The sequence below is a fragment of the Asticcacaulis sp. MM231 genome, from assembly GCF_964186625.1.
Lineage (GTDB): Bacteria > Pseudomonadota > Alphaproteobacteria > Caulobacterales > Caulobacteraceae > Asticcacaulis.
This window is the reverse complement of the sequence record NZ_OZ075108.1, coordinates 1,997,206-2,009,265: the sequence shown is the minus strand read 5'-3', so window position 1 is coordinate 2,009,265 and position 12,060 is coordinate 1,997,206. Positions and strand designations below refer to the sequence as shown.

The 12,060-nt window shown below is 59.4% G+C and carries 15 protein-coding genes and 1 tRNA gene; 11 read left to right on the top strand and 5 right to left on the bottom strand.

Annotated elements, in window-relative coordinates:
• Positions 1-18 precede the first annotated feature (18 nt).
• Positions 19-95: transfer RNA gene (locus ABQ278_RS09860), tRNA-Pro, on the top strand.
• 341 nt (positions 96-436) lie between these two features.
• On the top strand, positions 437-1,336 hold the full coding sequence (locus ABQ278_RS09855; protein WP_349319446.1) for a hypothetical protein: 900 nt from the start codon (positions 437-439) through the stop codon (positions 1,334-1,336).
• Here ABQ278_RS09855 and ABQ278_RS09850 read toward each other — a convergent pair.
• Genes ABQ278_RS09850 through ABQ278_RS09835 form a run of 4 tightly spaced genes read right to left on the bottom strand, consistent with a single transcriptional unit; the run spans position 1,241 to position 2,731 of the window.
• Positions 1,241-1,600 (bottom strand): hypothetical protein, encoded by a 360-nt coding sequence (locus ABQ278_RS09850; protein ID WP_349319445.1) that lies wholly within the window; start codon positions 1,598-1,600, stop codon positions 1,241-1,243. The two genes, ABQ278_RS09855 and ABQ278_RS09850, sit on opposite strands and share 96 nt — an antisense overlap.
• 34 nt (positions 1,601-1,634) lie before the next feature.
• Positions 1,635-2,240, bottom strand: coding sequence for a TMEM175 family protein (locus ABQ278_RS09845; RefSeq protein ID WP_349319444.1), 606 nt, complete (start codon positions 2,238-2,240; stop codon positions 1,635-1,637).
• Entirely contained in the window at positions 2,237-2,473 is a 237-nt protein-coding gene (locus tag ABQ278_RS09840) for a DUF2842 domain-containing protein (RefSeq protein ID WP_349319443.1), read from the bottom strand. The genes ABQ278_RS09845 and ABQ278_RS09840 overlap by 4 nt, the downstream gene beginning before the upstream one ends.
• On the bottom strand, positions 2,474-2,731 hold the full coding sequence (locus tag ABQ278_RS09835; RefSeq protein WP_018080241.1) for a hypothetical protein: 258 nt from the start codon (positions 2,729-2,731) through the stop codon (positions 2,474-2,476).
• A gap of 199 nt (positions 2,732-2,930) precedes the next feature.
• Between ABQ278_RS09835 and ABQ278_RS09830 the strand changes: the two genes are divergently transcribed.
• Positions 2,931-3,980 carry a COX15/CtaA family protein gene (locus ABQ278_RS09830; RefSeq protein WP_349319442.1) on the top strand — a complete coding sequence of 350 codons (1,050 nt, stop codon included), beginning with the start codon at positions 2,931-2,933 and terminating at the stop codon, positions 3,978-3,980.
• 44 nt (positions 3,981-4,024) lie between these two features.
• On the opposite strand, the gene ABQ278_RS09825 is transcribed toward ABQ278_RS09830, so the two are convergent.
• On the bottom strand, positions 4,025-5,464 hold the full coding sequence (locus ABQ278_RS09825) for an alkaline phosphatase PhoX (RefSeq protein ID WP_349319441.1): 1,440 nt from the start codon (positions 5,462-5,464) through the stop codon (positions 4,025-4,027).
• A 226-nt stretch (positions 5,465-5,690) separates the two neighbouring features.
• On the opposite strand from ABQ278_RS09825, the gene rplM reads away from it, so the two are divergent.
• The 8 genes from rplM to ABQ278_RS09785 all read left to right on the top strand — a co-directional run bounded on the left by rplM (position 5,691) and on the right by ABQ278_RS09785 (position 11,789).
• On the top strand, positions 5,691-6,164 hold the full coding sequence (gene rplM / locus ABQ278_RS09820) for a 50S ribosomal protein L13 (protein WP_349319440.1): 474 nt from the start codon (positions 5,691-5,693) through the stop codon (positions 6,162-6,164).
• 2 nt (positions 6,165-6,166) lie between these two features.
• A complete protein-coding gene (rpsI, locus tag ABQ278_RS09815) occupies positions 6,167-6,655 on the top strand; it encodes a 30S ribosomal protein S9 (RefSeq protein WP_018080237.1) in 489 nt (162 codons plus the stop codon).
• Between the two features lie 195 nt (positions 6,656-6,850).
• Positions 6,851-7,795, top strand: a complete 945-nt coding sequence (gene argC / locus ABQ278_RS09810) for an N-acetyl-gamma-glutamyl-phosphate reductase (protein WP_349319439.1) — start codon at positions 6,851-6,853, stop codon at positions 7,793-7,795.
• A 29-nt stretch (positions 7,796-7,824) separates the two neighbouring features.
• On the top strand, positions 7,825-8,055 hold the full coding sequence (locus ABQ278_RS09805) for a hypothetical protein (RefSeq protein ID WP_349319438.1): 231 nt from the start codon (positions 7,825-7,827) through the stop codon (positions 8,053-8,055).
• Positions 8,052-8,306 carry a DUF1467 family protein gene (locus ABQ278_RS09800; RefSeq protein ID WP_018080234.1) on the top strand — a complete coding sequence of 85 codons (255 nt, stop codon included), beginning with the start codon at positions 8,052-8,054 and terminating at the stop codon, positions 8,304-8,306. The genes ABQ278_RS09805 and ABQ278_RS09800 overlap by 4 nt, the downstream gene beginning before the upstream one ends.
• Positions 8,307-8,474: 168 nt before the next feature.
• Positions 8,475-9,788 (top strand): proline--tRNA ligase, encoded by a 1,314-nt coding sequence (proS, locus tag ABQ278_RS09795; RefSeq protein WP_349319437.1) that lies wholly within the window; start codon positions 8,475-8,477, stop codon positions 9,786-9,788.
• Positions 9,789-9,793: 5 nt separating this feature from the next.
• Positions 9,794-11,080, top strand: a complete 1,287-nt coding sequence (locus ABQ278_RS09790) for a lipoprotein-releasing ABC transporter permease subunit (protein ID WP_349319436.1) — start codon at positions 9,794-9,796, stop codon at positions 11,078-11,080.
• 7 nt (positions 11,081-11,087) lie between these two features.
• Positions 11,088-11,789, top strand: a complete 702-nt coding sequence (locus ABQ278_RS09785; RefSeq protein WP_349319435.1) for an ABC transporter ATP-binding protein — start codon at positions 11,088-11,090, stop codon at positions 11,787-11,789.
• The last annotated feature ends 271 nt before the right edge of the window (positions 11,790-12,060 follow it).

The following is a 12,060-nucleotide window of genomic DNA, read 5'->3' as shown; positions in this document are numbered from 1 at the left end:
GTTTTCCTTATGTTTTGGCGGAGCGTGGCGCAGCCTGGTAGCGCACTTGACTGGGGGTCAAGGGGTCGCAGGTTCGAATCCTGTCGCTCCGACCATTTAAATAAATAAGACGTCCCCTTCGGGGGGCGTCTTTTTTATTTAAGGTCTGCGCAACAAGCTTCGAACCGTGAGAGGTTCGACGACAAATGAGATGCGGAGCATCTCATGCAGACGCGACGGAGCGAAGCGAAGTCAATCGACCCGAAAGGGCGATGGACGCCGAATGGCGCCCAGAAGGGGTAAGCATCGTTAAAACGATGCGCATCTATCCTGTCGCTCCCAGAAAACTCGTCGCGCAGCGACACCATCCCGCCTTTAAGTCCTAATCGGCCTGTCACCGAACCGTCATGATCAAATGATACTATATCATCAAGACCAACAAAACAGAGGAGACTGAATGCTAACAGACACGGCCCTTTGGCAGGCCATAAACGCCTACGAGATCGACGCAGCCGACGCTGCGTTACCCTTTAGCCGCCGGCTGGCGCGGGATAATGACTGGTCCCATAGCTTCGCTCTTGCGGCCATCGCCGACTACAAACGTTTTATCTATCTGATCTGCACATCCGGCACGGTGCTTACGCCCTCGGAAGAGATCGACGCCGTTTGGCACCTCCACCTCCTCTACACGCGGGACTACTGGGATCGCTTTTGCGGGCAAACCCTCGGCCGCAAGATCCACCACGGCCCGACCAAGGGCGGGGCTGTAGAAGCCGACACCTACCTGACTTGCTACCGCCGCACCCTGAGCCTTTATGAAGAGGTGTTCGGGCCACCACCACCGGCCTTATGGCCCGATGCGGCGACACGGTTCAGTCCGCCCCCTCGCAAGTCTGTCGATAGATCCACCCACATCATCCTGCCCAAGCGGCAGGTTTTTTTATGCCTCACAGCCGGGCTGCCGCTGCTGCTGGCAGGGTGCAAACTGGAAGGGATGCACCTGCCGTTCAAACTCGATGGCGGGCTTGTCTTCTACATCTTCTTGTTGGTTTGTATCGTCATCTTTGCCGTAACGAGTGCCAAAAAGCAGGAGAAAGGCAAGCGCAACAATAACGATAGCAGCGGCTGCGGCGGTAGCGGATGCTCCACCAGCAATTCCTCAGATCACCACTCTGGTCACGACTCAGGTCACGAACTCTGGCGGCGGCGACTCTGGATGCAGCAGTTCGGGCTGCGGAAGTGGCTGCGGTGGCGGAGGCGACTAAACGGGCGGCGGTTGCGGCATAAGCGCCTCGAACGTCTCCAGATCGCCCCTCATAAGCGCCTTGGCCGCACGTTCCAGCGTCAGGGCCGGTGAGGGAACCACCACCTTGGGTGGCGTGTCCGTCTTGACCTCCGCACATGCGGGGGCTTTGGCAGGTTCTTTGCCAGGTTCTTTGGATGAGGCTTTCGGCGGCGCCGGCTCACCGGACGCCGCGCTGACCGCCTTGCCGATGGCGATCAGGGCCCTGGCGGCGCGTTCGGCTTCGAGATAGGTCGAGGGGGCGTCGATCCGCTCATAGGCGTCGAGAAGCTCGGTGGCGAGGCGGTGCAGGCGCGCGGTGATGTCTGTCTGTTCCATGGCCAAAGCATAGATGGCGTCCGGAGCGCGGGGATTAATCGTGCTCGATGCGGCGATCGGGGATCAGCCAGATCAGCGCTACCATCACATAGCAGGCGATACCGGCAAAGCTGTTGAGGAAGGTCAGGCCGATGCCGACAATATAGAGCGCGGTCGAGATCAGGCCCTTGATATCATTGCCGATCGCTTGCGAGATCAGGCTGTCGCGGCCATTGACGGCCTTCAGCACGCGCACAAGGATATAGTAGGCGATGCTTGGCATGAGCAGGGACAGGCCGTAGGTCGCGGTGGGGATAGTGGCGAAATCGCTCTCGCCCATCCAGCTTGTGGTGAGGGGGATAATCGACAGCCAGAACAGAAGATTCAAGTTGGCCCACAGGGCGCCGCCGCTGATCTTGCTGACCGTATGCAGCAGGTGGTGGTGGTTGTTCCAGTAGATGCCGATATAGATGAAGCTGAGGGCATAGAGCAGGAAGGTGTGGAGCACGCCGGCCAGCGCTGCCCAGTCGTGGCCTTCGGGTGTATGCAGTTCCAGCACCATGATGGTGATGATGATGGCGAGCACGCCGTCGCTGAAGGCTTCCAGGCGCGTCTTGGTCAGGGGGCGCAAGGTTTTGGCGGTGACGGGCGTATCGCTCATTTCTTCTTCTTTTTCTTGTAGTTTTCTGACCAGGAGATCAGCGGAATGATCGGCAGGCCCCACAGGGTGCCGGCCAGGGCGAAAAAGACCAAAGCGGTGATCTTGCCGCCATGCAGGAAGCCGGCGATCGCGGTGACGATCACCACGTAGACGGCCAGAAAGACGACGATGCCGATGCAGGCGATCAGGCGGCGCTGCGGCAGTCTCAGGCCCTTGACCGGTTCATGCTCCATCTAGCGGCGCTCAAGCATACGGGTGAGGTGGAAAAAGCCGAGCAGCACCGAGCTCCCGACCAGCGACACCATCAGGATCGAGAAAAAGTGATCGTCGAGTTTTTCGGAGGTCTGGACGAAAAAATTGAGCAGGATGGCGCCGAAAATGGCGACGAACAGATTGATCGGAAAGCTGAAACGGCTTTTGCTCATGGCGTTGGCGATCCATCCGACCAGAAAGCCGGCCAGTGTCGCCAGGATATAATTCTCTGCCGTCATGGCGAGTCCCGTCCTTCTTCTCTGTGGCCAGCATCTTTCTTTGGCCTTTTTTATCCGGCAAAGCGCTTGAATTCGTACACCCGGTATGGGCAAATTGAACTGAAGGGCGAAGCTGTCGATGATCCTCTAGTTACAGTCAATCGACGGTAACGGCAAGGATTTGCGCGACGGCCGGAACTCTAAAAAACGAGACTATAGAATGAGGCGTAAGGTGCGACTTCCCCTTAGGTCGCCGCTGGTGGCGACGTGGTTATTTGTAGCGGCTTTCCTGATCGTGGCGCTGGTCTTTGTCGGCGGGGCCACGCGCCTGACCGAATTGGGTCTATCGATTACCGAGTGGAAGCCGATCTCAGGCGTCATCCCGCCGATGAACGATCAGGCATGGGCGGCCGAGTTCGAGAACTACAAGAAGATACCCCAGTTCAGCCAGATCAATCCGCACATGCAGGTGGCCGAATTCAAGGGCATCTACTGGTGGGAATGGGCGCACCGCCTGCTGGCACGGCTTGTCGGTGCGGTTTATCTGCTCGGTTTTGTCGCTTTTCTGGTGATGCGAGAAATTCCGGCGCGCCTGATCTGGCGCTGCGGGGCCTTGCTGGGGCTTATTGTGGTGCAGGGCGCCGTCGGTTGGTGGATGGTCTATAGCGGGCTGTCCGGCCGTGTCGAGGTGGCGCCCGAACGCCTGATGACGCATCTGAGCCTGGCGCTTTTGCTGCTGAGTTGTACGGTGTGGACCGGGTTTGAAGCGCTGGAAGGCCAGAAGCGTGGCCGCGGCGCGCCCGATGGCTGGAAAGTCGCCACCGGAGTCCTGCTGGGACTGGTCTTCCTGCAATGTATGCTCGGCGCCCTGGTGGCGGGTAATAATGCCGGCCTGATCTATAACGACTGGCCGCTGATGAACGGCCACATCTTCCCGCCGGTCGACTGGGCCAAGGGTGTTGGCTACAGCTTCCTGCACGATCAGGGACTGGTGCAGTTCACGCACCGTATAAACGCCTATATCCTGCTGATCTTCGCCACGGCCTTCGCTTTGGTGATCTCGCGCAAGAGCAATGCCGATGATCTCAAGACGCTGGCGGCCGTGGTGGCGACGAGCGTGTGGATACAGGCGGCGCTCGGCATCACCACCCTGGTGACCGTGGTGTCGATTGGCTTTGCCCTGTCGCACCAGTTGGTGGCGGTGATCCTGCTGATCCTGGCGGTGGCGCTGACGTGGAAAGTGTTCCGCGCCGACCGGTCGTTCCGGTAGCTAATGAAATGACCCTCCCCCGCGATGCAGGGGAGGATGAAGGCTTAAGCGATGGCCCGATCCGAAAACTGCTTCCAGGGGCCTGTGATGGCGACGGTGACGCCATTGCCCTGAATATTGGCGAACAGGGTCGAGCCGTCCGGCGAGAAGGTGACGCCGGCCCATTCCGAATGACCGCCGTCAACATTGCGCGCGAAGGTGGTCACCTTACCTTCCGGCGTGACGATGCGCAGGTGGTTGAACAGGATGTCGGAATAGCGGTCTTCGCAGACATAGAGATGGCCCCACGGCGAGGTGGTCAGGTTGTCGGCATAATCGAGCACGCGCAGGTCGCCGGATTCGACGAACAGTTCGATCTGGCCGGGCTGGTCCTTTTCGCGGTCGGTGCCTTCATAGGGGCTCGGGATATAACGCATAAGCTGGCCATAGGCCTTGGCGCCGCCCGAGGTGCAGGCAAAGAACATTTCGTTATTGCCGAAATGGATGCCTTCGCCGCGTGAGAAGCGCGCCGCGCCCTTGAGATAGGCCTGGGTGCGCAAAGAATTGTCCGGGCTCTCAACGTCGACGAGGTCGATCCAGACGGTGGCGAAGCGATCGCCGGGCTTCCACAGTTGCGAATACTTGTTGCTGGTGGTGGCGCGCGGCACATCGCGGAAGGCCAGCGCCTGCAGGCGGCCACCCTTGTGCAGGTAGCGCAGGTCGTTGGGCAGGTAACGGTAGAAGGCGCCGTCCGACATATCCTCGGTCATATAGACGATGCCGGTGCGCGGATCGATGCAAACGGCTTCGTGGTTGAAGCGGCCCATGGTCTTGATCGGCACGGGTGCGGCGAGGCCTTTATAACCAGACGGCACCTCGAAGATGTAGCCGTGGTCCTTTTTGACGCCATCGCCGGCGGCTTGTGTCGTTTCCTCGCAACTCAGCCATGAGCCCCAAGGGGTGGCGCCGCCGGCGCAGTTGGTCGAGGTGCCGGTGAGCGACAGATAGTGGCTCTCCAGACGCTGGTTCTTCAGATCGTAGATCAGCGTCGTTGTGCCGCCGCTGAGCGGGGTGCCGTCGCTGGCGTGGTCATACAGACGCGAACGGTCGATCTTGTCGATCAGTTGATACTTGTCACCCAGCGGCCCAACGCCGAGCACCGTGTGCTTGATCTCGTGGTTGCGCACGAGGACGACCTTGTCCGGCGACAGGTGCGGGAAGGCGGCCATGCCGTCATGCAGGGCAGGGACGTGGAAGCCGTCATCCATCACATCGCCAGCGGTCGAGAAGGTGGTGTAGGAGAAGCCGGCCGGCAGTTCGATAAAGCCTTTCGGATCGGGCTGCAGCGCGCCATAGCCCTCGATCTCGCTGAGATAGCCCGGATCGGCCGAAGGCTCGACGCGTACGGCGCCATTGGCGCGCTGGCCAAGGCCGGCGAAGGCGACCGAGGTGGCGACGGTACTGGCGAGCGCGCCATTGAGCAAAAACCGGCGGGAGAGCTGCATGTTGACCTCTTATATATGCTATGGCGTGTCCATGACACGCGACTATATAGCTTTTATGACGGATTTCGATGCGGTAATTTAATACCTTTGTCAATTTGCTCAATAAAAACAATGTACTGTCGGCAATTTTTGTGAAAATAATGCGTTGACAGGGTGGGGCGCCTTCTGTAAATACCGCGCCTCTTCTCCGTTCCAACTCTTGGGGCGGAAACAAAAGGATTTTATCATGTTGACCTCCACGACAGCGGCATTGAAGCCCGCGGATGTCGAGAAGAAGTGGATCGTGATCGACGCAGAGGACGCCGTACTCGGCCGTCTGGCCTCGTACATCGCCATGCGTCTTCGCGGCAAGCACCTGCCTACCTATACGCCGCACACCGATTCCGGCGACTACATCATCGTTATCAATGCTGAGAAGGTTCACCTGACCGGCAAAAAAGAAAACGAGATCTTCTACTGGCACACCGGTCACCCCGGCGGCGTCAAGCAACGCACGCTCGGCCAACTGCTGAACGGCAAGTATCCTGAGCGCGTGCTGACGAAAGCCGTCGAGCGCATGATGCCGAAGGAAAGCCCGCTGGCCCGTGGTCAGATGACCAACCTGCGTATCTACGCCGGTGCCGCCCATCCTCACGAAGCGCAGCAGCCGGAAGTCGTTGACTTCAAGTCGCTGAACGCCAAGAACGCCCGGAGAGCCTAATCATGTCCGACATCCAAGCTCCCGCCCAAGGCCTTGAAGCCCTCGCTTCGCTGTCGTCGAACCCGGTCGAGGCGCCTGCCGCCCGCGTCCAGATCCTCGACAAGTACGGCCGCGCCTATGCCACCGGCAAGCGCAAGAACGCCATCGCCCGCGTCTGGATCAAGCCGGGTTCCGGCAAGTGGATCATCAATGACCGCGAACAGGAAGTGTATTTCGCGCGTCCGGTTCTGCGCATGATGATCGCTCAGCCGCTCAACCTGACGGACCGCGCCACGCAGTTCGACATCTTCGTGACCGTCGTCGGTTCGGGCCTTTCCGGCCAGGCCGGCGCCATCCGTCACGCCCTGTCGAAGGCCCTGACCTATTATGAGCCCGCTCTGCGCGGCACTCTGAAGGCTGCTGGCTTCCTGACCCGTGACTCGCGCGTCGTCGAGCGTAAGAAGTACGGCCGTGCCAAGGCACGTAAGAGCTTCCAGTTCTCGAAGCGTTAATCGCACGAGCCACAAACTCATGCGGAAAAGCGCTTCGGGCAACCGAAGCGCTTTTTCTTTGTCTGTTTTCAAAGTAAGACACCCCACGACGCCTGCCTGTACCTCCCTGGCTATGCCGGGGAGGGGGACCGCGCCTGAAAAGCGTGGTGGTGGGGTATCTTGCTTTCGTTCTTTCGTCCTTTTCAGGAGCGTCCTATGTCTCATAAAGTGTTTATCGACGGCGAGGCCGGCACCACGGGTCTGCAAATCCGTGAGCGGCTGGAGAAGCGTTCCGACATCGAACTGATCCGCCTCAGCGACGATAAGCGCAAGGACGCCGGTGCCCGCAAGGAGGCGCTCAACAGCGCCGACGCCGTGATCCTGTGTCTGCCCGATGAGGCCGCGATTGAAGCCGTGTCCATGATTGACAATCCGGATGTGCGCGTCATCGACGCCTCGACGGCTTTCCGCACGGACGCGGCCTGGACCTATGGCTTCCCCGAACTGAACGACGGCCAACGTGCCGAGATAGCTGCCTCCAAGCGCATCAGCAATCCCGGCTGTCACGCCACGGGTTTCATCGCCCTGACGAATCCGCTGGTCGAAGCCGGCATCATTCCGTCCTTCTTCCCGATCACCGCCACATCCCTTACCGGCTATAGCGGCGGCGGCAAATCCATGATTGCCGAATTCGAGGGCGCGCAAGATCACGGTAAAGGCCATGAGCGGCTTTACGCCACCGGTCTGGCGCACAAGCACCTGCCGGAAATGACGCTATATTCCGGTCTGGAGTCACCGCCGATCTTCACGCCGATCGTCGCTAATTTCCCGCAAGGCCTGATCGTTCAGGTGCCGCTGCACCTGTGGGCGCTGCCGGATGAGCCGGATATCGATGCGATCCGCAACCTGTTGACGGCGCACTATCTCGGCGAACAGTTCGTGCGCGTGGCGAGCGCGGAAGAAAGCGAAGAGGCCGGTGCGGTGCATGGCGCCATGCTGGCCAACACCAACCAGCTTCTCATCCATGTGTTCGGTAATCCGGATCAGGACACGGCCAATCTGGTGGCGGTGTTCGATAACCTCGGCAAGGGGGCGTCCGGCGCCGCTGTACAAAACCTCAATCTGGTATTAGGTGTGGAAGAAAGCCTTGGTCTGATCTGAACCGCAGGGCAGCCAGCGGCGGAGACGATATGGAAAAGCAGTTTCGGATTCTGGCGAGCCTTGCCATTGGACTGGCGCTTATCATCACCGGATTGATGGTCTATCTGTCGATCCAGCAGGAAGGTGCCGCGCTTGATACCGGCAAACATCATTTCCCATGGATGGCCTTGCTGCCGACCTATCTGCTGCCGGTCTTTATCGCCGTCATCGCCCGTCGCCGCCGTGAAGCCGCCAAGGCAGCGCTTAAGGATACCCAATGAACCCGATTACCTGGGCCGCCATCTATATCATGATCTGGTGGGTGACCTTCTTCGCCATCCTGCCGTTGTGGAACCGCACCCCCACCGAAGACGGCGGCGAAACCATCAAAGGCCATGATACCGGTGCGCCGATCACCCACAATCTGGGGAAAAAGGTGCGGATCAACAGCCTGGTGGCGCTGGTCGTGTGGGTCATCGTCCTGCTGCTGATGTACGTGATTCATATCCCGCTGCCGGAAATTCCCGGTTAGTTTTGCCCCTGATCCAAAAATCGCCGCAATGCCTGCGCAAAACGCTTCACGCATAAGGCGTTACATTCTTTTCTGTCCACCTCATGTCTATCCAAAAAGTGCCTTCCACTTTTAGGCATGAGGTTCTACTGTTCGCGCCACTTCGCTCAATAATAACGGATTCTCCTCATGCGCCTGTCGCGCTTTTTCCTGCCCCTTCTCAAAGAAAACCCCGCTGAGGCCCAGATCGTCTCGCACCGCCTGATGCTGCGCACCGGCATGATCCGTCAGGAGGCTGCCGGCATCTATGCGTGGTTGCCGCTTGGCCTCAGGGTGCTGAAGAAGATCGAAAAGATCGTCGAAGAGGAAATGGTGCGGGCAGGGGCGATTCAACTGTTGATGCCGACCCTGCAACTGGCCGACCTGTGGCGTGAATCCGGCCGCTACGAAGACTACGGTCAGGAAATGCTGCGCATCAAGGACCGCCACGAGCGCGAGATGCTCTACGGCCCGACCAATGAGGAAATGGTCACGGAAATCTTCCGCGGCACGGTGCGTTCCTACAAGGATCTGCCGCTCAACCTGTTCCATATCCAGTGGAAATTCCGCGACGAACAGCGTCCGCGTTTCGGCGTGATGCGCGGCCGCGAATTCCTCATGAAGGACGCCTATTCGTTCGACGTTGATGAGGCGGCGGCGCGCAAGTCCTACAACCGCATGTTCGCGGCCTATCTCAACCTGTTTTCGCGCATGGGCCTGAAGGCCGTGCCGATGCGTGCCGACACCGGCCCGATCGGCGGCGATCTCAGCCACGAATTCATCATTTTGGCCGATACAGGCGAAAGCGCCGTCTTCTGCCACAAGGATCTGGTGGATATGCCGGCGCCCGGTCCCGATGTGGACTGGGACAATCTCGAAGGCGTGTTTGAAGCGCGCACCTCGCTCTACGCCGCCACCGAAGAAATGCACGATGAGGCGGCCTTCGCTCAGGTTCCGGCCGACAAGCAGCTTTCGGCGCGCGGTATCGAGGTCGGGCACATCTTCTATTTCGGTGAGAAATATTCCAAGCCGATGAAGGCTGTGGTCAATGGCCCCGATGGCGAGATCACCGTTCATATGGGCTCTTACGGCGTCGGTGTTTCGCGTCTGCTGGGCGCCATCATCGAGGCCTCGCATGACGAAGCCGGCATCATCTGGCCGGAAAGCGTCGCACCGTTCGATGTGGCCATCGTCAACCTGCGCCAGGGCGATGAGGCCTGCGACGCCGCTTGCGAAAAGGCCTACAAGGCCCTGACAGCCGCCGGCCGTGATGTGCTCTATCATGACACCGACGAACGCGCCGGCGCCAAGTTCGCCGCCATGGACCTGATCGGTATTCCTGTGCAACTGATCATCGGGCCCAAGGGCCTTGCCGATGGCAATGTCGAGATCAAGCACCGCGCCACCGGCGAACGCCACACCGCCGCCTTTGACGATGTTCTGACCCAACTGACGAAAGCTTAAAACCCATGGGGGCTGTGCTGTCGCTGTTCCGTTTCAAGGCCTGGGAGTTTGACCTCGCCATGAAGTATCTGCGTACCAAGCGCAAGGATGGCGGTATCGCCGTCATCGCCATCATCTCGTTTGTCGGGATCATGCTGGCGGTGACGGCGCTGATCAGCGTGCTGTCGGTCATGAACGGTTTCCGCGACGAGATGGTATCGCGCCTGCTGGCTTTCGGGGGGCATGAATATGTCTCCGGTGCCCCGCTCAATGATTTTGCGCATCGTGACGAAACCCTGAAGCGCCTGCGGGCGGTGCCGGGCGTTACCGAGGTCAGCCCGCATATCGATCAATACGGACTGGTGCAAAGTACGCACGGTGAAACCCAGGCCACTATCATGCGCGGTGTGGCGCCGGATGTTCTCAAAGGCACGAAGATTGTCGCCGACCACATTCAGAAGGGCGGTTCACTGGATAGCTTTGGTGTCGGCGAATATGGCGGCGATAATGTGCTGGTCGGTGACGATCTGGCGCAAAATCTCGGCATCAACGCCGGCGATGAAATCACCCTGATGACGCCGGGCGGCTCGACCGCCTTTGGCGCCGCACCGCGCCGTAAGGCCTATACGGTCGGCGGTATTTTCAGCAGCGGTGTCAGCGATATCGACAAGAATTTTATCTTTATGCCGATCACGCAGGCCCAGCTTTTCTTCGATCGTGAAGACGAATGGGACGTGATCGAACTCAAGGTGAAGAAGCCTTTCGACATTGAAAAATACCACGATGGCGTCGCCGCTGCCGCCGGTCCGGGCGCAGTTGTCTACACCTGGAAAGAGATCAATGCCTCGCTATGGAGCGCGCTCAAGATCGAGCGCACGGCTATGCGCTTCATTCTGTTCTTCATCGTCATCATCGCTATGCTCAACATCATTTCGGGCATCGTCATGCTGGTGAAAAACAAGACGCGCGACGTCGCTATCCTGCGCACCATGGGGGCGGATCGTTCCTCCATCCTGCGCATCTTCTTCATCGCCGGCACCACCATCGGCGCGGCCGGCACCGCCTGCGGCCTGTTGCTCGGCGTGCTGTTCTGCACCTTTATCGGGGACATCCAGCATTTCCTGGAGTGGGTGTTCCACACCAAGCTGTTCGATCCGAGCGTCTATTATCTCGATGCCGTGCCGGCCAAGATGGAGCCGACCGAGGTCGCTTTCGTGGTGATCGCCTCCTTCCTGGCGGCCTGTCTCTCGACCTTCTTCCCGGCCTTGTGGGCCTCCAAGCTCGAACCCGTGGAGGCGCTCCGTTATGAATAATGGCGCTATGAGTAATTTGCCCCTCAGCCTCAAGGGGCTGCACCGCGATTATACCATCGGTGATGGTCGCAAACTGGCCGTGCTCAAGGGCGTTGACCTTGAGGTGCAACCGGGAGAACTGGTTGGTCTGGTCGGGCCATCCGGCTCCGGCAAGTCGTCTTTGCTCCACGCGGTCGGGCTGCTGGAAGCCGCGCCGAACACACGCCTGATCATCGATGGCGAGGATTTCGCCGGTGCCAATGACCGTCAGCGCACGGCGGCGCGTCTGAAAAAGATCGGCTTCGTCTATCAGTTCCATCACCTGCTGCCGGAATATACGGCGGTTGGCAATGTGGCTGTGCCGTTGCGTATTCTCGGTCGTCCGCGCAAAGAAGCCGAGGCGCGCGCCCGGGAATTGTTGACCGCGCTGGGACTGGGCGAACGTCTCGATCACCAGCCGGCGCAACTTTCGGGTGGCGAACAGCAGCGCGTCGCCATTGCGCGCGCCCTGGCCAATAAGCCGCGCCTGTTGCTGGCCGATGAACCGACCGGCAACCTGGATCCGGAAACCTCGACGCAGGTGTTTGGCGCGCTGAAAACCATCGTCAAGGCGCAAGGGGTAGGGGCGCTGATCGCCACCCATAACCTCGAACTGGCCCGGCATATGGACCGCGTGGTCAAGCTGGTAGATGGCGTGCTTGTGCCTCTGGACGTTCACGCTACCGTTTAATTCACTGTCTTATCAACAGCTTGTCATTTTGTTCTCATAGGAGAACAGAATCTGGCTTGCGCGTGGAACAAAAGGCGAATATAGAACAAAGCAAGAATTGAGAACATAAGAGAAACAAGCGGTCCCGGAAGGGACATCAAGATAGGATTGTGGAAAAATGGTCAGCGCCCTGCATAACATGTTGTCATTTGTCGCCGTAACGGGTTTTGTCTTCGTTCTATGCCATGTGATGTCGCTGGCGGCGTGAGTCGCGCGGATACCGGGCAGTAAG